Annotated in this window: 18 protein-coding genes and 1 pseudogene; 7 read left to right on the forward strand and 12 right to left on the reverse strand. The window is 65.0% G+C overall.

Going from position 1 to position 20,486, the window contains the following annotated elements; all coding sequences use genetic code 11:
• The 7 genes from eat to ppa all read left to right on the forward strand — a co-directional run bounded on the left by eat (position 1) and on the right by ppa (position 6,731).
• Positions 1 to 1,449, forward strand: a complete 1,449-nt coding sequence (eat, locus tag ACZ899_RS16525; RefSeq protein ID WP_028690369.1) for an ethanolamine permease — start codon at positions 1 to 3, stop codon at positions 1,447 to 1,449.
• A gap of 49 nt (positions 1,450 to 1,498) precedes the next feature.
• The gene (locus ACZ899_RS16530; RefSeq protein ID WP_234562437.1) at positions 1,499 to 2,893 is read left to right on the forward strand and encodes an ethanolamine ammonia-lyase subunit EutB; all 1,395 of its coding nucleotides are present in this window, start codon (positions 1,499 to 1,501) and stop codon (positions 2,891 to 2,893) included.
• An 8-nt stretch (positions 2,894 to 2,901) separates the two neighbouring features.
• Positions 2,902 to 3,720 (forward strand): ethanolamine ammonia-lyase subunit EutC, encoded by an 819-nt coding sequence (eutC, locus tag ACZ899_RS16535; RefSeq protein WP_234562438.1) that lies wholly within the window; start codon positions 2,902 to 2,904, stop codon positions 3,718 to 3,720.
• Positions 3,721 to 3,827: 107 nt separating this feature from the next.
• The gene (locus ACZ899_RS16540; protein ID WP_110737966.1) at positions 3,828 to 4,286 is read left to right on the forward strand and encodes a GNAT family N-acetyltransferase; all 459 of its coding nucleotides are present in this window, start codon (positions 3,828 to 3,830) and stop codon (positions 4,284 to 4,286) included.
• 354 nt (positions 4,287 to 4,640) lie between these two features.
• Positions 4,641 to 5,288: a DedA family protein gene (locus tag ACZ899_RS16545; RefSeq protein WP_234562164.1), complete on the forward strand. Its 648-nt coding sequence runs from the start codon at positions 4,641 to 4,643 to the stop codon at positions 5,286 to 5,288.
• Positions 5,289 to 5,295: 7 nt separating this feature from the next.
• On the forward strand, positions 5,296 to 6,111 hold the full coding sequence (locus tag ACZ899_RS16550) for a M90 family metallopeptidase (protein WP_203648180.1): 816 nt from the start codon (positions 5,296 to 5,298) through the stop codon (positions 6,109 to 6,111).
• A gap of 92 nt (positions 6,112 to 6,203) precedes the next feature.
• A complete protein-coding gene (gene ppa, locus ACZ899_RS16555) occupies positions 6,204 to 6,731 on the forward strand; it encodes an inorganic diphosphatase (RefSeq protein ID WP_203648181.1) in 528 nt (175 codons plus the stop codon).
• A 93-nt stretch (positions 6,732 to 6,824) separates the two neighbouring features.
• Here ppa and ACZ899_RS16560 read toward each other — a convergent pair whose 3' ends face one another.
• From ACZ899_RS16560 to tsaE, 12 genes and pseudogenes are all read right to left on the reverse strand, one after another.
• Entirely contained in the window at positions 6,825 to 7,709 is an 885-nt protein-coding gene (locus tag ACZ899_RS16560) for a methyl-accepting chemotaxis protein (protein WP_371263162.1), read from the reverse strand.
• Between the two features lie 21 nt (positions 7,710 to 7,730).
• Positions 7,731 to 8,423: pseudogene (locus tag ACZ899_RS16565) on the reverse strand (methyl-accepting chemotaxis protein); the annotation flags it as partial.
• A 643-nt stretch (positions 8,424 to 9,066) separates the two neighbouring features.
• Positions 9,067 to 10,359, reverse strand: a complete 1,293-nt coding sequence (locus ACZ899_RS16570; RefSeq protein ID WP_028688256.1) for an adenylosuccinate synthase — start codon at positions 10,357 to 10,359, stop codon at positions 9,067 to 9,069.
• A 55-nt stretch (positions 10,360 to 10,414) separates the two neighbouring features.
• The gene (locus ACZ899_RS16575) at positions 10,415 to 11,602 is read right to left on the reverse strand and encodes an ATP phosphoribosyltransferase regulatory subunit (protein ID WP_110734905.1); all 1,188 of its coding nucleotides are present in this window, start codon (positions 11,600 to 11,602) and stop codon (positions 10,415 to 10,417) included.
• A 292-nt stretch (positions 11,603 to 11,894) separates the two neighbouring features.
• The gene (gene hflC / locus ACZ899_RS16580; RefSeq protein ID WP_203648182.1) at positions 11,895 to 12,764 is read right to left on the reverse strand and encodes a protease modulator HflC; all 870 of its coding nucleotides are present in this window, start codon (positions 12,762 to 12,764) and stop codon (positions 11,895 to 11,897) included.
• The gene (gene hflK / locus ACZ899_RS16585) at positions 12,764 to 13,948 is read right to left on the reverse strand and encodes an FtsH protease activity modulator HflK (RefSeq protein WP_110734900.1); all 1,185 of its coding nucleotides are present in this window, start codon (positions 13,946 to 13,948) and stop codon (positions 12,764 to 12,766) included. Before hflK ends, hflC begins: the two co-directional genes overlap by 1 nt.
• Positions 13,949 to 14,044: 96 nt before the next feature.
• A complete protein-coding gene (hflX, locus tag ACZ899_RS16590; RefSeq protein WP_023629895.1) occupies positions 14,045 to 15,346 on the reverse strand; it encodes a ribosome rescue GTPase HflX in 1,302 nt (433 codons plus the stop codon).
• 18 nt (positions 15,347 to 15,364) lie between these two features.
• A complete protein-coding gene (gene hfq, locus ACZ899_RS16595) occupies positions 15,365 to 15,625 on the reverse strand; it encodes an RNA chaperone Hfq (RefSeq protein ID WP_203648183.1) in 261 nt (86 codons plus the stop codon).
• 93 nt (positions 15,626 to 15,718) lie between these two features.
• Positions 15,719 to 16,690: a tRNA (adenosine(37)-N6)-dimethylallyltransferase MiaA gene (gene miaA / locus ACZ899_RS16600; RefSeq protein WP_203648184.1), complete on the reverse strand. Its 972-nt coding sequence runs from the start codon at positions 16,688 to 16,690 to the stop codon at positions 15,719 to 15,721.
• Between the two features lies 1 nt (position 16,691).
• The gene (mutL, locus tag ACZ899_RS16605; RefSeq protein WP_203648185.1) at positions 16,692 to 18,593 is read right to left on the reverse strand and encodes a DNA mismatch repair endonuclease MutL; all 1,902 of its coding nucleotides are present in this window, start codon (positions 18,591 to 18,593) and stop codon (positions 16,692 to 16,694) included.
• Positions 18,590 to 20,032: an N-acetylmuramoyl-L-alanine amidase gene (locus ACZ899_RS16610; RefSeq protein ID WP_442800006.1), complete on the reverse strand. Its 1,443-nt coding sequence runs from the start codon at positions 20,030 to 20,032 to the stop codon at positions 18,590 to 18,592. The genes mutL and ACZ899_RS16610 overlap by 4 nt, the downstream gene beginning before the upstream one ends.
• Positions 20,033 to 20,485, reverse strand: a complete 453-nt coding sequence (gene tsaE, locus ACZ899_RS16615; RefSeq protein ID WP_442800007.1) for a tRNA (adenosine(37)-N6)-threonylcarbamoyltransferase complex ATPase subunit type 1 TsaE — start codon at positions 20,483 to 20,485, stop codon at positions 20,033 to 20,035. It lies immediately after the preceding gene.
• Position 20,486: the final 1 nt, after the last annotated feature.

A 20,486-nucleotide genomic window follows, 5' to 3' on the forward strand; every position in this document is an offset into this window, starting at 1 on the left:
ATGCCAAGCGATCATTCCGGCAGCGCGCCGGCGAGTTCCTCCGTCGACTTCGAAAAAGTCGGATCGGACTATTTCCAGCAACGTGAACTGAAGAAAGGCGCCGCCGGCTGGGTCCTGCTGGTGGGCCTGGGCGTGGCCTACGTGATCTCCGGCGACTATGCCGGCTGGAACTTCGGCCTGGCCCAGGGTGGCTGGGGCGGCATGTTCCTCGCCACCCTGCTGATGGCCACCATGTACCTGTGCATGTGCTTCTCCCTGGCGGAACTGTCGTCGATGATCCCCACCGCCGGCGGCGGCTATGGCTTTGCCCGCAGCGCCTTTGGCCCCTGGGGCGGGTTCCTCACCGGCACGGCGATCCTCATCGAGTACGCCATTGCCCCCGCAGCCATCGCCGTGTTCATCGGCGCCTACTGCCAGTCGCTGTTCGGTATCGGCGGCTGGATGATCTACCTGGCCTTCTACATCGTGTTCATCGGCATCCACATCTTCGGGGTGGGCGAGGCGCTGAAGCTGATGTTCATCATCACCGCCGTCGCCGCCATCGCCCTGGCGGTGTTCCTGATCGGCATGGTGCCCCATTTCGATGCAGCCAACCTGTTCGACATCGCCAAGACTGACGCCGTGGGTGCCAGCAGCTTCCTGCCGTTCGGCTATGTCGGCGTGTGGGCGGCGATTCCCTACGCAATCTGGTTCTTCCTCGCGGTCGAGGGCGTACCGCTGGCCGCCGAAGAGACCAAGAACCCGAAACGCGACCTGCCCCGCGGCCTGATCGGCGCGATGCTGGTGCTGCTGGCCTTCGCCCTGCTGATCCTGGTGGTCGGCCCCGGCGGCGCCGGCTCAGAGGCCCTGAAAGCCTCGGGCAACCCGCTGGTCGAGGCGCTGTCCAAGGCCTACGGCGGCTCCACCTGGATGGGCGGCTTCGTCAACCTGGTGGGCCTGGCCGGCCTGATCGCCAGCTTCTTCTCGATCATCTATGCCTATTCGCGGCAGATCTTCGCGCTTTCCCGTGCCGGCTACCTGCCGCGCAAGCTGTCGGAAACCAACAAGAGCAAGGCCCCGGTACTGGCCCTGGTGATCCCCGGCATCATCGGCTTCGCCCTGTCGCTGACTGGCCAGGGCGACCTGCTGATCCTGGTGGCGGTGTTCGGCGCCACGCTGTCCTACGTGCTGATGATGGCCGCGCACATCACCCTGCGTATCCGTCGCCCGAAAATGGAGCGCCCGTACCGCACCCCCGGCGGCATCTTCACCTCGGGCGTGGCCCTGGTGCTGGCCTGCATCGCCGTGGTCGCCGGGTTCCTGGTCGATCCGCGGGTGGTGATTGGCGCTGCGGTGATCTATGCAGTATTAATTGCCTACTTTGCTTTCTACAGCCGTCACCACCTGGTGGCTGGTACCCCGGAAGAGGAATTCGCCGCGATCCAGAAGGCCGAAGAGGCCCTGCACTGATCGCCGACTTGCGCCGCAGGCCAGGCCTGCGGCGCCCTGGAGATTCTGTATGGCAAGTTTCACGCATACGGTGGGCCACCAGGTCTACCGCTTCGACAGCCTCAAAGAGGTGATAGCCAAGGCCAGCCCGGCGCGTTCGGGCGACTACCTGGCGGGGGTCGCCGCCAGCAACGACGGCGAGCGGGTGGCGGCGCAGATGGCCCTGGCCAACATCCCGCTCAAGCACTTCCTCAGCGAGGCGCTGATTCCTTATGAACAGGACGAAGTCACCCGCCTGATCATAGACACCCACGATGCGCAGGCCTTCGCCGCTGTCAGCCACCTGACCGTCGGCGGCCTGCGCGACTGGCTGCTGGGCGAGCAGGCCGACGAGCACAGCCTGCGCGCCCTGGCGCCAGGCCTGACGCCGGAAATGGCGGCGGCGGTATCGAAGATCATGCGCGTGCAGGACCTGGTGCTGGTGGCGCAGAAAATCCGCGTGGTCACCGCCTTTCGCGGCACCATGGGGCTGCGCGGGCGGCTGTCGACGCGCCTGCAGCCCAACCACCCGACCGACGAACCGGCCGGCATCGCCGCGAGCATCCTCGACGGCCTGCTGTACGGCAACGGCGACGCCATGATCGGCATCAACCCGGCCACCGACAGCATCGCCTCGATCTGCGCACTGCTGGAGATGCTCGACGCGATCATCCAGCGCTACGACATCCCCACCCAGTCCTGTGTGCTGACCCACGTCACCACCTCGATCGAGGCGATCAACCGTGGCGTGCCGCTGGACCTGGTGTTCCAGTCCATCGCCGGCACCGAGGCGGCCAACGCCGGCTTCGGCATCAACCTCAACGTGCTCCAGGAAGGCTACGAGGCGGGCCTGTCGCTCAAGCGCGGCACGCTCGGGCAGAACCTGATGTACTTCGAGACCGGCCAGGGCAGCGCGTTGTCGGCCAACGCCCACCACGGCGTCGACCAGCAGACCTGCGAGACCCGCGCCTACGCCGTGGCCCGCCACTTCAAGCCGTTCCTGGTCAACACAGTGGTCGGCTTCATCGGCCCGGAATACCTGTACAACGGCAAGCAGATCATCCGCGCCGGTCTCGAGGACCACTTCTGCGGCAAGCTGCTGGGCGTGCCGATGGGCTGCGACATCTGCTACACCAACCACGCCGAGGCCGACCAGGACGACATGGACACCCTGCTGACCCTGCTGGGCGTGGCCGGGATCAACTTCATCATGGGCATCCCCGGCTCCGACGACATCATGCTCAACTACCAGACCACCTCGTTCCACGACGCGCTCTACGCGCGCCAGACCCTGGGCCTGAAGCCCGGGCCGGAATTCGAGGCGTGGCTGGAGCGCACCGGCATCTTCACCCAGGCCGACGGCCGCATCCGCTTCGGCGACAACCTGCCGCCAGCCTTCCGCCAGGCCCTGGCACAGCTGGCCTAGAGGTGACCATGGAACGACACACCCCCACTCCGGACAATCCCTGGCTGGCCCTGCGCAACCTCACCCCGGCGCGCATCGCCCTCGGCCGCACCGGCATCAGCCTGCCGACCGGCGCCCAGCTGGACTTCCAGTTCGCCCACGCCCAGGCCCGCGATGCCGTGCATCTGCCGTTCGACCACGTCGGCCTGCGCCAGCAGCTTGGCGAGCGCGGCCGCGACAGCCTGCTGCTGCACAGCGCCGCCAGCGACCGCCATCAGTACCTGCAACGCCCGGACCTTGGCCGGCGCCTGCACGAGGACTCGGCGCAGCGCCTGCGCGAGCATGCCCAGGCCAACCCCGGCGGCGTAGACCTGGCGATCGTCGTCGCCGATGGTCTGTCGGCGTTGGCCGTGCACCGCCACACCCTGCCCTTCCTGAGCCGCTTCGAGGAGCAGGCCGCCGCCGATGGCTGGACCAGCGCCCCGGTTATATTGGTGGAGCAAGGCCGGGTCGCGGTGGCCGACGAAGTCGGTGAGCTGCTTGGCGCACGCATGACAGTCATGTTGATCGGCGAACGCCCGGGCTTGAGTTCGCCCGACAGCCTGGGGCTGTACTTCACCTACGCGCCCAAGGTCGGCTTGACCGACGCCTACCGCAACTGCATTTCCAACGTGCGCCTGGAAGGCCTGAGCTACGGCATGGCCGCCCACCGCCTGCTGTACCTGATGCGCGAAGCGTGCCGACGCCAGCTCTCGGGGGTGAATCTGAAGGACGAAGCAGAGGTCCATAGTATCGACAGTGAAGACTCTGCCGGAAAAAGCTCAAACTTCCTGCTCGGTGAAGGGTAAACAACATGTCACGGAAGGCGGATTGCGCTTCTGGCCTGCTTTAGGCAGCATGCCAGAGGACGCTGCAGGCAATCCGCCGTATCCCCAATGGACTCAGAGGCCCGCCCATGCGCATCATCCAGGCAACCTTGGAACACCTCGACCTGCTCACCCCGCTGTTCGTGAAATATCGCGAGTTTTATGGGCAATTGCCTTACCCGGACAGCTCACGATCCTTCCTCGAGAAGCGCCTCAAGCGTAAAGAGTCGATTATCTACCTGGCCCTGCCGGATGACGGCGATGATCGCCTGCTGGGCTTCTGCCAGCTGTACCCGAGCTTCTCCTCGCTGTCACTCAAGCGCGTGTGGATCCTCAATGACATCTACGTGGCCGAGGACTCACGACGCATGCTGGTAGCGGACAACCTGATGCGCGAGGCCAAGAAGATGGCCAAGCAATCCAACGCCGTGCGCATGCGCGTGTCCACCAGCAGCGACAACGAAGTGGCGCGCAAGACTTATGAGTCCATGGGTTTTCGCAAGGACACCGAGTTCGAGAACTATATCTTGCCGATCAGTCAGGATTGAGCGATGCACGGGGCCATCGGCATACAAGATGACCGTACACGTACGCCTGTAGGAGCGGCCTTGTGCCGCGAAAGGGCTGCGAAGCGGCCCCGGGATTTTGGATGCACCAACAATCGCCGGGGCTGCTCCGCAGCCCTTTCGCGGCACAAGGCCGCTCCTACAGAGAATGCGCCTGGTCTGAAAGAGTCGTAACCCCTCGCTACAAACTCTCCGGGCACAATCCGGACTTCGCCGTATAATCCCCTTCCTGTCATGTGCGAAAAGTTACCCGCCTAGCCGGTAAACCTTCCCCAACCATGGCGCTGTCCGTCATCGCGCGCCCGTAGTAGCGGGTCAAGAACACAGGTGCTGTACATGGATTTCAACCCGCTGGACCTCATCCTGCATCTCGATGCCTACCTCGATCTGCTGGTCAACAACTACGGTCCCTGGATCTATGCCATCCTCTTCGCCGTGATCTTCTGCGAGACCGGCCTGGTGGTGATGCCGTTCCTGCCGGGCGACTCGCTGCTGTTCATCGCCGGCGCCGTGGCCGCCGGTGGCGGCATGGATCCGGTGCTGCTGGCCGGCCTGCTGATGACCGCAGCTATCCTCGGCGACAGCACCAACTACGTGATCGGGCGCACGGCGGGCGAACGCCTGTTCCGCAACCCCAACTCGAAGATCTTCCGCCAGGACTACCTGCAGCGCACCCACGAGTTCTATGAACGCCATGGCGGCAAGACCGTCACCCTGGCGCGCTTCCTGCCGATCCTGCGCACTTTCGCGCCGTTCGTCGCCGGTATCGCCCACATGCACTACCCGCGTTTCCTGGCCTTCAGCGTGGCCGGCTCGCTGCTGTGGGTAGGTGGCCTGGTGACCCTGGGCTACTTCTTCGGCAACGTACCGTTCATCAAGCAGCACCTGTCGTTGATGGTCGTCGCCATCATCATCCTGTCGCTGGTGCCGATGATCCTCGGCCTGTTGCGCGGTCGCCTGGGCCGTACGGCCAAGGCCCACTGAGCGGCGCATGTGGTCCTTCAGCGCCTGGCGCCGCCGGCGCACCCTGGCCCGTTATCCAGTCGACCCGCGCATGTGGCAGGTGGTCCGCGAGCGCCTGCCGCTGCTGGATGGTATCAGCGACGAGGAAGACCGCTGGCTGCGTGAAGCCAGCGTGCTGTTCCTGCATGACAAGCACCTGACTACCCTGCCGGGCGTCGAGCTGGACGACGAGCAGCGCCTGTTCCTCGCCGCCCAGGCCCAATTGCCGCTGCTGCACCTGGGCGAGCTGAACTGGTACCAGGGCTTCCACGAGATCATCCTCTACCCCGACGACTTCAAGAGCCCTCAGCGCCACCGCGACGCCAGCGGCGTCGAGCACGTGTGGGATGCCGAGCACAGTGGCGAAGCCTGGCAGCAGGGCCCGGTGATCCTGGCCTGGCCCGGGGTCCTGGCCAGCGGCGGCTGGGAAGCCTACAACCTGGTGATCCACGAGCTGGCGCACAAGCTGGACATGCTCAACGGCGACGCCAACGGCCTGCCGCCCCTGCACCACGGCATGCGCGTCGAGGACTGGGCCCAGGCCATGCAGCAGGCCTATGACGCGATGAATCGCCAGCTCGATGCCGACCCGGACGCCGAAACGGCCATCGATCCCTACGCCGCGGAAAACCCTGCCGAGTTCTTTGCCGTCACCAGTGAATACTTCTTCAGCGCCCCCGATCTGCTGCACCAGGCTTACCCGCAGGTCTACCAGCAGCTGTCGCTGTTCTATCGCCAGGATCCGCTCGAGCGTCTGATGCACCTTCAGGCCGAACACCCGGACTATCGCGAAAGCCACGCCTGAACGCCCGCACATCAGGCCGGACGTGGCACCCACCGTGGGAATGTGCCTATAATCGCCGCCACTTTTTTGTTCAAACACGGGGGCATTGCCCAATGAGCTACAGCAAGATTCCAGCCGGCAAAGACCTGCCGAACGACATCTACGTCGCCATCGAAATCCCGGCCAACCACGCGCCGATCAAGTACGAGATCGACAAGGACAGCGATGCCCTGTTCGTCGACCGTTTCATGGCCACCCCGATGTTCTACCCGGCCAACTACGGCTACATCCCCAACACCCTGGCCGACGACGGTGATCCGCTGGACGTGCTGGTCGTTACCCCGTACCCGGTTGCCCCAGGCTCGGTGATCCGCGCCCGTCCGGTCGGCATCCTGAACATGACCGACGACGGCGGCGGCGACGCCAAGGTCATCGCTGTTCCGCACGACAAGCTGAGCCAGCTGTACGTTGACGTGAAGGAATACACCGACCTGCCAGCCCTGCTGATCCAGCAGATCGAGCACTTCTTCGCGAACTACAAGGATCTCGAGAAGGGCAAATGGGTCAAGATCGAAGGCTGGGAAGGCGCCGACGCCGCCCGTGCCGCGATCACCAAGTCGGTCGCTGCCTACAAGGGCTGAGCCTGACACAAGAAAAGCCCTGCTTCGGCAGGGCTTTTTCATGGGCGTTCGGCAACGGACATTGCCCAACGCAGGCGCTATAAAGGCGCAATATCAGGCCCTGAACTGCCCCAGGCTGGCCCGCAACTGCGCCGCCAGGTCGTCCAGCACCTTGCTGCTGGCCGTGGTCTGCATCACTACCTCGGCCGAACGCTCAGCCTGGGCATGGATGTTCTCCACCCGCCCACGTACCGCCTGCGCGCCATTGGCCTGCTGCTCCGCCGCACGGGTGGCCAGGCCGATCGCCGCATGCACCTGTTCCACTGCCGCCTGCACCGACTGCTGGCGCCGCTCGTTGTCGCGCAGCACCAGCAGGCCCTCGCTGGCCTGGCGCCCAGCCTGGCTGATGGTCGCCACCGCCTCCTTGGCCCCCTGCTGCAAGGCGGCGATATGCGACTGGATATCCCCGGTCGAACTCTGCGTCTTGCTCGCCAGCGCCCGCACCTCGTCGGCCACCACGGCGAAGCCGCGCCCGGTTTCCCCGGCCCGCGCCGCCTCGATGGCGGCGTTCAGCGCCAACAGATTGGTCTGCTCGGCGATACCATGGATCACCGTCAACACCACCTCGATCTGTTCGCTCTGCTTGGCCAGCCGCTCGATCACCTGGGAGCCGGTCTGTACCTCACCGGCCAGGTTCTCGATCAACCGCGCCAGCTGGGTAGAGGCGCGGCTGTTCTCATCGGTGGCCTGGCGAATGTCCACCACCTGCTGCAACGCCGCCTGCATGGCATGGCTCTCGGCCTGGGCCTCGTCGGCCATGCTCGACAGGTCGCGCAGGCTGGCCGCCACTTCGTCGCGCTGCAGCGCAGCGGCAGCATCGGCCCCCGCGTTGCGCTGGGCCATGCTGCCGATCTCCACGCCAGTGCGCTGTGCCACCTCACCGGCCTCGCGAACGATGGGCTGGAGCTTGTCGACGAAGCGGTTGACCGCCGAGGCCATGTCACCGATCTCGTCACGGCTGTCGAGCTTGACCCGCTTGGTCAGGTCGCCCTCGCCCGCGGCCAGGTCGTTCAGCGCGGCGATCAGCAGGCCGAGCTTGCTCAGTACCCGGCGCCCGAGCACCACCGCCACCACCAGCAGCACGCCCAAGCCGACCAGCACCAGGCCCAGGCCGATGCGCCAGCGCAGCTCGGCGGCGGCATCGCGCACGGTCTGCGCGGTATTGGCCTGCATCGCCGTGGCGCTGTTCTGGGCCGTCTCCAACCGCGCGCGCAGGGCCTTGCCGCTGTCGGCGGCGGCAGCCACCAGGCTGTCGCCGACCAGTTGCTCGCCGCTGGCGATCAGTGCGGCGAAGCGCTGGTCGAGGGCCTTGAGCTCCTGGTCGACGCCCGCGGTGGAGACGCCCATCAGCACCTTGCCGATCTCGGCACCGTTGGGGTTGATCGAGGCCTCGACGTAGTACACCGACGGGTCCTTGCGTGCGGCATCCAGCACCTTGTCCAGCGCCCGCTCGCCCTGCCCCTTGTCCATCAACGCCTGGTTGATCGGGTTCTGCCGGTTGAGGTAGCGGGTCAGGTGCTGGCCCTGGGCGTCGTCATAGATGACGAACAGCACGTTGGGATTGCGCTGGGCACGGCGGGCGAAGTCCGACAGCGTCGGCACGTCGTTGTCCCAGATCGCCCGCGGCGCTACCGAGGCCAGCAGCTCGGCCATGTCGTTGGCCGAATCCTTGAGGTTCTTTTCCAAGGTGGCGCGCAATTGCTGCTGCTCGGCCTGCAGCCGCTCGGAAAGGCCGGCGCTTAGGCGCTGGCGGGTACTGGCCGACAGGCTGTCGAGCCCGGCGCGGACATCCTGCCCGGCCTGCTCGAGTTCGGCGGCCAGTTTCTGGCTGTCGTTGCCCAGGCGCGCCCCCAAATCGGCCTCCAGGGCGGTGACCGTGCTCCGTGTCAGTGCAACGGCGACCAGCACCTGCACCAGAAGAGCGATACCAAGCGCAACAAACACAGGCCGCAAGAGGCGGCTTCGTAACAGTGAAAGGATGGCAGACACGTTGTAACCCTCGTGTTTCTGGCGCCATTACTTTGATGGCATCGTCAGAAACTTCTTACAGCAAGGGTTGTGCCGAAGGCAGCAGGTAAAAATGCCAGGTCGGGCGGCATCTGTACCTGTGACAGAGTTGAAAGCAAAGCAACATCTCTGTGGGAGCGGGTTTACCCGCGAATGCAATGCTGGATTCACCGCCGCATTCGCGGGTAAACCCGCTCCCACAGAGACTCGACAGTACTGCCATACAGAAACAAAAACGCCGCGTTCCCTTGCGGGAACGCGGCGTTCAATCAGCTACCGAAGCGGCCGATCAGGCAAACGGATGACGCAGCACGATGGTCTCGTTGCGGTCCGGGCCGGTCGAGATGATGTCGATCGGCGCGCCGACCAGCTCCTCGATACGCTTGATGTAGTTGCGCGCGGCTTGCGGCAGCTCTTCCAGGGTTTTCACGCCCAGGGTCGACTCGCTCCAGCCCGGCATCTCTTCGTACACCGGCTCCAGGCCGATGTAGCTGTCGGCATCGGACGGCGCGTCGATGACGGCACCGTTCTCGTTCTTGTAGCCAACGCAGATGTTGATGGTTTCCAGGCCGTCCAGTACGTCCAGCTTGGTCAGGCAGATGCCCGAGATGCTGTTGACGTCGATGGCGCGACGCAGGATGACGGCGTCGAACCAGCCGCAACGACGGGCGCGGCCGGTAGTCGAGCCGAACTCGTGACCACGCTTGGCCAGGGTGGCGCCGGTCTCGTCGAACAGTTCGGTCGGGAACGGACCGGAACCGACGCGAGTGGTGTACGCCTTGGTGATGCCCAGGATGTAGTCCAGGTACATCGGGCCAACGCCGGAACCGGTGGAGATGCCGCCGGCGGTGGTGTTGGAGCTGGTGACGTACGGGTAGGTACCGTGGTCGATGTCCAGCAGCGAGCCCTGGGCGCCTTCGAACATGATGTCCTTGCCGGCGCGGCGCAGGTTGTGCAGTTCGGCGGTGACGTCGAGCATCATCGGCTTGAGCTGCTCGGCGTAGGCCATGCACTCGTCCAGGGTCTGCTGGAAGTCGATGGCCGGCTCTTTGTAGTAGTTCACCAGCTGGAAGTTGTGGTAGTCCAGCAGCTCACCGAGCTTGGCGGCGAAACGCTCGCGGTGGAACAGGTCGCCGACGCGCAGGCCGCGACGGGCCACCTTGTCTTCGTAGGCCGGGCCGATGCCACGACCGGTGGTGCCGATCTTGGCTTCGCCACGGGCCTTCTCACGGGCCTGGTCGAGGGCCACATGGTACGACAGGATCAGCGGGGCGGCCGGGCTGATGCGCAGGCGCTCGCGCACTGGCACGCCCTTCTCTTCCAGCTTGGTGATTTCACGCATCAGGGCGTCAGGAGCAACGACCACGCCGTTGCCGATCAGGCACTGCACGCCTTCACGCAGGATGCCAGAGGGAATCAGGTGCAGAACGGTCTTCTCACCGTTGATCACCAGGGTGTGGCCCGCGTTGTGGCCACCTTGGTAGCGCACTACGGCGGCAGCATGTTCGGTCAGCAGATCGACGATCTTGCCTTTGCCCTCATCACCCCACTGGGTGCCCAGGACGACGACATTCTTACCCATAACACTTGTCCTCATTCACGCAACTTGGTTGCCGGCCCACTGCCGGCGAAGAATCTCAATGGGTCAGCGGCAGAACCTGCCAGCGCCCGTCTTGCTGAATCAATTGCCGATCACAATCCGCTTCGAAGGCAGCACTCAACGGCTGGCCAGGCAGGGCCTGGACCACACGCTGGCCTTCGTTGCGCAACTGGCAGACTTGCTGCCAGAGGGCCGCATCGCTGCTGTCGGGCATCCAGATGCCGCCAGCAGGCAATACGACCTCCGCTCGCCCCAGTGTGACCAGGGTCTTCAAATCCGTGGAGAATCCGGTGGCCGGGCGTGCCCGGCCGAAATCGGCGCCGATGTCGTCGTAGCGACCGCCCTGGGCGATCGACTGACCTTCGCCCGGCACGAACACCGCGAACACCACGCCGGTGTGATAGTTGTAGCCGCGCAGCTCGCCGAGGTCGAAGTACAACGGCAGGTCCGGGTAGCGCGACGCCAGGCGATCGGCGATCGCCAGCAGGTCGTCCAGCGCCGCCAGCACGCTGGCCGGGGCACGGCCCAGGCGCACACGGGCCTCGGCCAGCACTTCACGGCCGCCGCACAACTCGACCAGGGCGCGCAGCATGTTGCCCAGGTCCTTCGGCAGGTCGGCGGTGAGCGCCTGCACTTCGTCGACCGCCTTGCGCTGCAGGGCGTCGAACAGCTGCTGCTCGACCGCGCCAGACAGGTTGGCGGCGCGGGCCAGGCCGCGGTAGATACCGACGTGGCCAAGGTCCATGTGCACATCCGGCACATCGGTCAGCTGCAGCGTGGCGAGCATCAGGCTGATGACCTCGACATCACTGGTGGGGCTGGCGTCGCCGTACAGCTCGGCGCCCAGTTGGATCGGGCTGCGCGAGGTGGACAGGGCACGCGGTTGCGCGTGCAGCACGCTGCCGGCGTAGCACAGGCGGCTCGGGCCTTCACGGCGCAAGGTGTGGGCGTCGATACGCGCCACCTGCGGGGTGAAGTCGGCACGGAAGCCCATCAGGCGGCCGGACTGTGGGTCGACGACCTTGAAGGTGCGCTGGTCCAGGTCCTGGCCGGCGCCGGTGAGCAGCGACTCCAGGTACTCGATATGCGGCGTGACGACCAGTTCGTAACCCCAACTCTGGAACAGGTCCAACACCTGACGTCGCGCGATCTCGATGCGCGCGGCCTCAGGTGGCAGTACTTCCTCGATGCCATCTGGCAGCAGCCAGCGGTCTACCGTTGCCATTACGCCATTTCCCCTCTGGTCCGGGCGGCCTGCCCGCAGGCGAGCCGTGAGTAAAGCAGGCGTTGGCGCACAATAGCGGGCAGCACCGATCCCAGCGCAACCACCGTACCCAACACCCTCGAATTGCCTTGCGTCCTGACCAAACCGTCAACAAGCCATGGGCCGATCAACCTTGCAGACGCAAAAAAGCCGGGAATTTCCCGGCTGCCGCATCATACACCCCTTTTCATTCAGGATGCACCCCGCCTGGCATTTTAGCTGCCAGACGGGGCGCCCCGTCATGAGAGCAGCATCAGGGCTTGCTCTTGTCCAGGTAACGGAAGAACTCGTTCTTCGGGTCCAGGACCAGTACGTCGCTCTTGCTCGAGAAGCTCTCGCGGTAGGCCTGCAGGCTACGGTGGAACGCATAGAAATCAGCGTCCTGGCTGTAGGCCTTGGCGTAGATGGAGGCCGCCTGGGCGTCGCCATCACCGCGGGTCTCTTCCGCTTCACGATACGCCTCGGCCAGCAGCACGCGGCGCTGACGGTCGGCGTCGGCACGAATACCTTCGGCCAGCTCGTTGCCCTTGGCGCGGTGCTCGCGAGCCTCACGCTCACGCTCGGTGCTCATGCGGTCGAATACGCTACGGTTGACTTCCTTCGGCAGGTCGATGGCCTTGACGCGAACGTCGACCACTTCGATACCCAGCTCCTTGCTGGCCATGCGGTTCAGCGAAGCGGTGATGTCAGCCATCAACGCGTCACGCTCACCGGACACCACTTCGTGCAGGGTGCGTTTACCGAACTGGTCACGCAGGCCGCTTTCCAGACGACGCGACAGACGCTCGTCGGCGATCTGCTTCATGCCCGAAGTGGCGGTGTAGAAGCGCTCGGCGTCCTTGACCCGCCACTTGGCGTAGGCATCGACCATCACCGCCTTCTTCTCCAGGGTCAGGAAACGCTGGGTCGGGGCGTCGAGGGTCATCAGGCGGGCATCGAACTTGCGCACCTGGTTCACGTACGGCACCTTCACGTGCAGGCCGGGCTGGACATCAGCCTTGACCACGCGGCCGAACTGCAGCAATACCGCGCGCTCGGTCTGCGAGACGATGTAGAAGCAGTTCCAGGCGACGATCGCCAGCACCACGGCGCCAATCAGGGCGAACAGCGATTTATTGCTCATCAGCGGCTCTCCCTGGAACGCAGCGGCGGTTGTTGTTGCAGGTCCTGCGCGGCACGTGCGGCGGCGTCGTTAACCGACGGCGAAACTCCGCTGACCGGCGCTGGCGTGCTGTTGCGGCTGCCTTCGACCATCTTGTCCAGTGGCAGGTAGAGCAGGTTGTTCTGCCCGTCCTTGGTCGCCACCATGACCTTGCTGGAGTTGCTGTACACCTCCTGCATGGTTTCCAGGTACAGACGCTGACGGGTCACGTCCGGCGCCTTGCGGTACTCGGCAACCAGCTTGGTGAAGCGATCGGCCTCACCCTTGGCACGGGCGATTACCTCATCGCGGTAGCCATTGGCGTCCTCGATGATGCGCTGCGCCTGACCGCGGGCCTCGGGCACCACGCCGTTGGCGTAGGACTCGGCCTGGTTGCGCGCACGCTGTTCGTCTTCACGGGCACGGATCACGTCGTCGAAGGCTTCCTGTACTTCACGCGGAGCTGCCGCGCTCTGCACGTTGACCTGGGTGACGGTGATACCGGTGCGGTAGGTGTCGAGGAAACGCTGCAGACGCTCGCGGATGTCCACGGCCATCTGCTCGCGGCCTTCGGTCAGCACCTGGTCCATCGAGGTGGAACCCACCACGTGGCGCAGGGCGCTGTCGGTCGCATGCTGCAGGCTGACTTCCGGCTGGTCGACGTTGAGCACGAAGTCCTGCAGGTTGCTGATGCGGTACTGCACGGTCAGCGGCACCTCGACGATGTTCTCGTCTTCGGTGAGCATCTGGCCCTGCTTGGTGTAAGCCCGCTCGCGAGTCACGTTTTCCATGTACTTGCGGTCGATCGGCGGGAAGTAGATGTTCAGGCCGGGACCGACGGTCTCGTAGTACTTGCCGAAGCGCAGCACCACGGCCTGCTCCTGCTCGTCCACCACGTACACGGCGTTGTACAGCCAGATGGCCGCCAGCACCGCCAGGCCGATACCCAGCAAGCCATAGCTGCCGCCCTTGCCGATATTGCGGTCGCCACCGCCACCGCGTTTCTTGCCACTGCCGAACATGCCGTTCAGGCTGTCCTGCAGCTTGCGGAAGGCCTCGTCGAGATCCGGTGGACCTTTCTTGTCGCCACCACCGCCGCCGCCGTTACGGCGACCGCCCCAGGGATCCTGATTGTTCGAGTTGCCACCCGGCTCGTTCCAAGCCATAGCGCTCTCCATCTGATAAAGCAAAGACGCGCCCACGGCGCGCCGTCCAATGCTACAGAATGCCTGTCACCGCTGCCCGACGACCTCGACGGGCATTTATTGCAAAGTGTGTTGCTCGACAAACACTTGCGGCTCCATGCCTTCGCGGCTGACCAGGCGATTCAACTCGACCCTGGGCAGTCGCACGCTCAGCAGGCTGCGCCCTTCTTCATCATGCTCTTCACTCTGCACGGCACCCAGGGCAAAGAATTGCGCGCGCAGGCGGGCAAACCGTTGCTCCAGGCACAGGGTTCCGACATACAGGTCGTCCCCCAGCAACTCGGCAATCGCCTGGCCAACCAGCTCCAGGCCTCGACCATCGCGTGCCGATACCCAGACCCGCTGCGGCTTGCCATCGGCATCGCGCTGGATCTGCGGCTCGACATCTTCGAGCAGGTCGAGTTTGTTATAGACCTCGAGGATCGGCAAGCTCTCGGCCCCGATCTCACCCAATACCGCCAGCACCTGCTCGATCTGCTCCATGCGTTCGGGCTCATGGGCGTCGATCACGTGCAGCAGCAGGTCGGAGTTGCTCGACTCTTCGAGCGTAGCCCGAAATGCCTCGACCAGCTTGTGCGGCAGGTGGCGAATGAAGCCCACGGTGTCGGCCAGCACGATCGGTCCCAGGTCGGCCAGTTCGAGCCGGCGCAAGGTCGGGTCGAGGGTGGCGAACAACTGGTCCGCGGCATACACGTCGGATTGCGTCAGGGCGTTGAACAAGGTCGACTTGCCGGCGTTGGTGTAGCCCACCAGCGAAACCGACGGAATGTCCGCGCGTTTGCGCCCGCGACGGGCCTGCTCACGCTGGCTGCGCACCTTCTCAAGGCGTGCCTTGATCTGGCGCAGACGCACCCGCAGCAGGCGGCGGTCGGTTTCCAGCTGGGTCTCGCCCGGGCCGCGCAGGCCAATACCACCTTTCTGTCGCTCAAGGTGGGTCCAGCCGCGCACCAGCCGCGTGCTCATGTGCTCGAGCTGGGCCAGTTCGACCTGCAGCTTGCCTTCATGAGTACGCGCCCGTTGGGCGAAGATATCGAGAATCAGCCCGGTACGGTCCAGCACGCGACACTCGAAGACACGTTCGAGGTTGCGTTCCTGGCTGGGCGTGAGGGTGTGATTGAAAATCACCAGATCGGCTTCGGCCGAATGGACCAGGTCGCGTAGCTCCTCGACCTTGCCGCTGCCGATCAGAAACTTGGCGGTGGGCTGATGCCGCGCCACTGTTACCAGCGAAACGATATCGGCGCCGGCCGACAGCGCCAGCTCCTGAAACTCCTGCGGGTCTTCGCGCGCCTCAGGGTTCTGACCTTCCAAGTGAACGAGCAGCGCTCGCTCACCACCACCGTGGCGCTCAAAGAACAATGCAGGCTCCTACTATTTTCAAGCGTTGCCTGGCTCGCTGTCACCGTGCTCGGCATCGGTCGGGCTTGGCAGGCGAACCGGACGTGCCGGGACGACGGTCGAAATGGCGTGCTTGTAGACCATCTGGCTGACGGTATTCTTCAGCAGCACGACGAACTGGTCGAAGGATTCGATCTGGCCCTGCAGCTTGATCCCGTTGACCAGATAGATCGAAACCGGGACTTTTTCTTTTCTCAAGGTGTTCAAGTAAGGGTCTTGTAGCGAATGCCCTTTTGACATATGCCGCACTCCTGTAAGGATCAATAGTAGAAAAACTGGAAATTCGATGATTCATGCCGTTTTTCGTAAGAATAGACGGCTATAAGCAGGGACTCAGCTCAATATGGAGACGGCCCCAAGGTATTTCAAGGTGCGGGACAGATTGTCGCAGGCCAGGCTATCCAGCCAGTGCACGCCTTCCCAGCCGCGCAACCAGGTGAACTGCCGCTTGGCCAGCTGGCGCGTGGCAATGATACCGCGTTCACGCATCTCATTCTCAGTCAGCTGACCGTCGAGATAATCCCAGACCTGTCGATAGCCCACTGCCCGTATAGACGGCAGCCCCGCGTGCAAGTCACTTCTGGCGCGCAGCGATCGGACCTCATCGACGAAGCCCTGTTCCAGCATCTGCGAAAATCGTAGCGCAATTCGCTGATGCAAAATGTGACGATCTGTAGGAGCAATCGCCAAACTCGCGACAGTATAGGGCAAATGCCCGTTCGCGCCTGCGTCTGCGTCGCGACTTTCCGCGAATTGACGCTGGCGGTGGGCGGTCATGCTCTCGCCGCTCACCCGGTATACCTCGAGCGCGCGGATAAGACGCTGCGGGTCATTCGGATGGATGCGCGCGGCTGATTCCGGGTCGACTTCGGCCAGTTGCCGATGCAATTCAGCCAGCCCCAGCGCACTTGCCTGCGCCTCGAGCTCGGCGCGCACGGCGGCGTCGGCCGGTGGCATGTCAGCCAGACCATCGACCAGGGCCTTGTAATAGAGCATGGTGCCGCCCACCAGCAGCGGGATCTTGCCGCGCGCGGTGATCTCGGCCATGGCTTCAAGGGCGTCGGTGCAGAACTGCTTGGCCGAATAGCTTTCGACCGGGTCAAGAATGTCGATCAGCCGATGCGGATGAGCGGCCAAGATCTCTTTCGAAGGTTTGGCAGTGCCAATATCCATGCCGCGATAGACCAACGCCGAATCGACGCTGATCAGCTCGCAGGGCAGCACCTGGGTCAGCTCGATGGCAAGGTCGGTCTTGCCGGCCGCAGTCGGTCCCATGAGGAATATCGCCGGGGGTTTTGCGCTCATCTTATCGGCCCCGCAGGAACAGCTTGTCCAGGTCGTCCAGGCCCATCTGGGTCCAGGTCGGCCGGCCATGGTTGCACTGGCCGCTGCGCTCGGTGTTCTCCATGTCGCGCAGCAGCGCGTTCATCTCCGGGATGGCCAGGCGCCGATTGGCGCGCACCGCGCCGTGGCAGGCCATGGTCCCGAGCAGTTCGTTCAGGTGCGCCTGGATACGGTCGCTGGTGCCGTATTCCATCAGGTCGGCAAGCACGTCCTGGACCAGACGGTTAGCCTCGGCCTGCTTGAGCAGCGCCGGGATCTGGCGGATCGCCAGGGTTTCCGGGCCCAGGCGCTGCAGCTCGAAGCCCAGGCGCTGGAACCACTGGGCGTGCTCCTCGGCGCAATCGGCCTCGCGCTGGCTCAGCGCCAGCGACTCGGGCACCAGCAGCGGCTGGCCGCTCAGGCCCTCGCTGGCCATGGCCACCTTCAGACGCTCGTACATGATCCGCTCATGGGCGGCGTGCATGTCCACCAGCACCAGGCCGACGGCGTTCTCGGCGAGGATATAGATACCCTTGAGCTGCGCCAGGGCGTAGCCCAGCGGCGGGATGTCGCCCTGGCTTTCCGGCAGCGCGTTTGGCGTGGCGGTAGCGTTGTCCAGCGGCGCGTAGAACTCGCGGTAGACCGCCTGGGCCTCGCCGACGTTGACCGGCTGCGCGGGGCGCGGGGTGTACTGGTACTGATAGCCGGCGCCAGAACCGCCGGAGGAAAAGGCCGGCCGCGCCTCGCCCTGGGGCTGCTCGAGCACTGGCGAGGCCAGGCGCATCTCGCCCTGCGGGCCGAACTCGCCGGCCTGCAGACCGCTAGGGCGAAGCATCTCGCTGGTCGCGGCGGGCGCGGCGAGCTGGTCCTCCGGACGCACGTCGGCCAGGGCGCGGTGCAGGGTGCCATAAAGGAAGTCGTGGACCGTGCGCCCTTCGCGGAAGCGCACCTCGTGCTTGGTTGGGTGTACGTTGACGTCCACCCCGGTCGGGTCGCACTCGAGGAACAGTACGAAAGTCGGGTGCCGGCCATTGAACAGCACGTCGCGATAGGCCTGGCGCACCGCGTGGGCGACCAGCTTGTCGCGCACGGCGCGGCCATTGACGAAGAAGTACTGCAGGTCGGCCTGGCTGCGCGAGAAGGTCGGCAGGCCGACCCAGCCCCACAGCCGCAGGCCGTTGCGCTCGACGTCGATCGGCAGCGCTTGTTCGAGGAAGCCCGGACCACAGATGGTGCCCACGCGCCGCGCGCGGGCCATCTCGTCGGCTGCTTCGTGCAGGCTGAAGATGGTCTTGCCGTTGTGGCGCAGGTGGAAGCCGACATCAAAGCGCGCCAGCGCCAGGCGCCGGATCACTTCCTGCAGGTGATCGAACTCGGTCTTCTCGGCCTTGAGAAACTTGCGTCGGGCCGGGGTGTTGAAAAACAGGTCGCGCACTTCGACCGAGGTGCCGACCGGATGCGCGGCAGGCTGCACCCGCGGCGTCATCTCGCGCCCTTCGGTTTCCACCTGCCAGGCTTCGCTGGCGTCGGCGGTACGCGAGGTCAGGGTCAGGCGCGCCACCGAGCTGATCGAGGCCAGGGCCTCGCCGCGAAAACCGAGGCTGAGCACGCCTTCGAGGTCCTCCAGTTCGCGGATCTTGCTGGTGGCGTGGCGCGCCAGGGCCAGCGGCAGGTCGTCCGGGGCGATGCCGCTGCCGTTGTCGCGCACCCGCAGCAACTTCACGCCACCCTGCTCGACCTCGACCTCGATGCGCCGGGCACCGGAGTCGAGGCTGTTTTCCAGCAGCTCCTTGGCCACCGACGCGGGGCGCTCGACCACCTCGCCGGCGGCGATCTGGTTGGCCAGCCGCGGGCTGAGCAGCTGGATACGCGAACCGCCACTCATTGCTGGGACGCCAGGGCGGTGGTGGGGATATCCAGGTGCTGGCCGACCTTCAGTTCGTCGGTCTTCAGGCTGTTGCTGCTGCGCAGGCTGGCAACGCTGACCTGGTAGCGCACCGCGATCATCGCCAGGGTCTCGCCGGGACGCACGGTGTGCTCACGCGGCCCCTGGGCGATCTTGCCGCTGTCGCGCAGCCAGGCGATGTAGGTGCCCGGTGGCGGGTTCTGCTGGAAGAACTGGCGCACGCCGGTGTGGATCGAGCGCGCCAGTGCCTGCTGATGGCTACGTGTCGCCAGCTTGGCGGCCTCGTTGGCGTTGGAAATGAAGCCGGTCTCGACCAGGATCGACGGAATGTCCGGCGATTTCAGCACCATGAATCCGGCCTGTTCCACGCGCTGCTTGTGCAGCGGCGTGACCCGCCCCATGTTGCCCAGCACCTTCTGGCCGACGTTGAGACTGGAGCTGAGGGTGGCGGTCATCGACAGGTCGAGCAGCACACCGGCCAGCATGCGGTCCTTGTCGTCGAGGCTGACATTGCCGGCACCGCCGATCAGGTCGGAGCGGTTTTCCGTGTCGGCCAGCCAGCGAGCGGTCTCGGAGGTGGCGCCACGGTCGGACAAGGCGAACACCGAGGCGCCAAAGGCGGCCTTCGACGGCGCGGCGTCGGCGTGGATCGAGACGAACAGGTCGGCGCCCTTCTTGCGAGCGATCTCGGTGCGCTTGCGCAGCGGGATGAAGTAGTCGCCGGTCCGGGTCAGCTCGGCGCGGTAACCCTTCTCGGAGTTGATCTGGCGCTGCAGCTCCTTGGCGATATCCAGCACGATGTCTTTTTCGTGCTGGCCGCGCGAGCCGGATGCGCCCGGGTCCTCGCCGCCGTGGCCGGCGTCGATGGCGACCACGATGTCACGCTTACCGGCCGGGGCTGGCGGCAGTTTGATCGCCGGTTGCGCCGGGGTGACCGGCACCGCCGGCGTGGTGGCCGGTGGCTGCGGCGTCGGTGGCGGGGTCGGGTTGCTGGCGGCAACGGCGTCGGCTTCCTGGTCGTACAGGTCGACCACCAGACGGTTGCCGTACTGGGCGTTCGGCGCCAGGACGAAGCTTTTGGGCGAGACGGCCTTCTTCAGGTCGACCACTACGCGCAGGTCGGTAGGCGTGCGCTGGGCCGAGCGCACGCTGGTGATCGGCGTGTTCGAGGTGGAGACGTTCAGCGGCGCGCCCAGGGCGGCGCCGTTGATGTCGATCACCAGGCGATCGGGTGCGGTCAGGGTGAAGACGCTGTGCTGCACAGGCCCGGACAGGTCGAAGACCAGCCGCGTGTTGTCCGGAGCGCGCCACAGGCGCATGCTCTTGACTTGAGTGACGGCCAGAGCGTCAACGGTCACCGCGGTCAGCAGCAGCCCAACGACGGCGACCAGTGCGCGTATGCGCATACCTTTCCCCACTTACTGTTTGAATTCTTTGGCCAGAACGGCACACCAGGCTTCGCCGCGTGCCCCCTGCGGCGACAGGTTCAGCGAACGTCCGCCCGCTTGCGGGCTTATGGTAATGGTCAGGTCGGGCTTTGGCAAAACGCCCGCGCCTTTATCCGGCCATTCGAACAGGCACAGCGCATCGCCCTCGAAATAGTCGCGAATGCCCATGAACTCCAGTTCCTCCGGATCGACCAGGCGATAGAGGTCGAAATGGAAGGCGCGGATGTCGCCGATCTCGTAGGGTTCGACCACGGTGAAAGTCGGGCTTTTCACCGAGCCGTCGTGGCCCAGGCCACGGATCAGGCCACGGGACAGCGTGGTCTTGCCGGCGCCCAGGTCGCCTTCGAGAAAGATCACGCCATGACCTTGGGTCACTTCGGCCAGCTTGGCGCCAAAGGCGACGGTGGCTGGCTCGTCGGCCAGA

The sequence above is a fragment of the Pseudomonas sp. TE31087 genome, from assembly GCF_057284075.1.

Excerpts from the sequence above, each read along its gene's own strand:
- eat (WP_028690369.1), top strand. The coding sequence starts at position 1 with ATGCCAAGCGATCATTCCGGCAGCGCGCCGGCGAGTTCCTCCGTCGAC.
- ACZ899_RS16530 (WP_234562437.1), top strand. The coding sequence starts at position 1,499 with ATGGCAAGTTTCACGCATACGGTGGGCCACCAGGTCTACCGCTTCGAC.
- eutC (WP_234562438.1), top strand. The coding sequence starts at position 2,902 with ATGGAACGACACACCCCCACTCCGGACAATCCCTGGCTGGCCCTGCGC.
- ACZ899_RS16540 (WP_110737966.1), top strand. The coding sequence starts at position 3,828 with ATGCGCATCATCCAGGCAACCTTGGAACACCTCGACCTGCTCACCCCG.
- ACZ899_RS16545 (WP_234562164.1), top strand. The coding sequence starts at position 4,641 with ATGGATTTCAACCCGCTGGACCTCATCCTGCATCTCGATGCCTACCTC.
- ACZ899_RS16550 (WP_203648180.1), top strand. The coding sequence starts at position 5,296 with ATGTGGTCCTTCAGCGCCTGGCGCCGCCGGCGCACCCTGGCCCGTTAT.
- ppa (WP_203648181.1), top strand. The coding sequence starts at position 6,204 with ATGAGCTACAGCAAGATTCCAGCCGGCAAAGACCTGCCGAACGACATC.
- ACZ899_RS16560 (WP_371263162.1), bottom strand. The coding sequence starts at position 7,709 with ATGGCCTCGGCGGTCAACCGCTTCGTCGACAAGCTCCAGCCCATCGTT.
- ACZ899_RS16570 (WP_028688256.1), bottom strand. The coding sequence starts at position 10,359 with ATGGGTAAGAATGTCGTCGTCCTGGGCACCCAGTGGGGTGATGAGGGC.
- ACZ899_RS16575 (WP_110734905.1), bottom strand. The coding sequence starts at position 11,602 with ATGGCAACGGTAGACCGCTGGCTGCTGCCAGATGGCATCGAGGAAGTA.
- hflC (WP_203648182.1), bottom strand. The coding sequence starts at position 12,764 with ATGAGCAATAAATCGCTGTTCGCCCTGATTGGCGCCGTGGTGCTGGCG.
- hflK (WP_110734900.1), bottom strand. The coding sequence starts at position 13,948 with ATGGCTTGGAACGAGCCGGGTGGCAACTCGAACAATCAGGATCCCTGG.
- hfq (WP_203648183.1), bottom strand. The coding sequence starts at position 15,625 with ATGTCAAAAGGGCATTCGCTACAAGACCCTTACTTGAACACCTTGAGA.
- miaA (WP_203648184.1), bottom strand. The coding sequence starts at position 16,690 with ATGAGCGCAAAACCCCCGGCGATATTCCTCATGGGACCGACTGCGGCC.
- mutL (WP_203648185.1), bottom strand. The coding sequence starts at position 18,593 with ATGAGTGGCGGTTCGCGTATCCAGCTGCTCAGCCCGCGGCTGGCCAAC.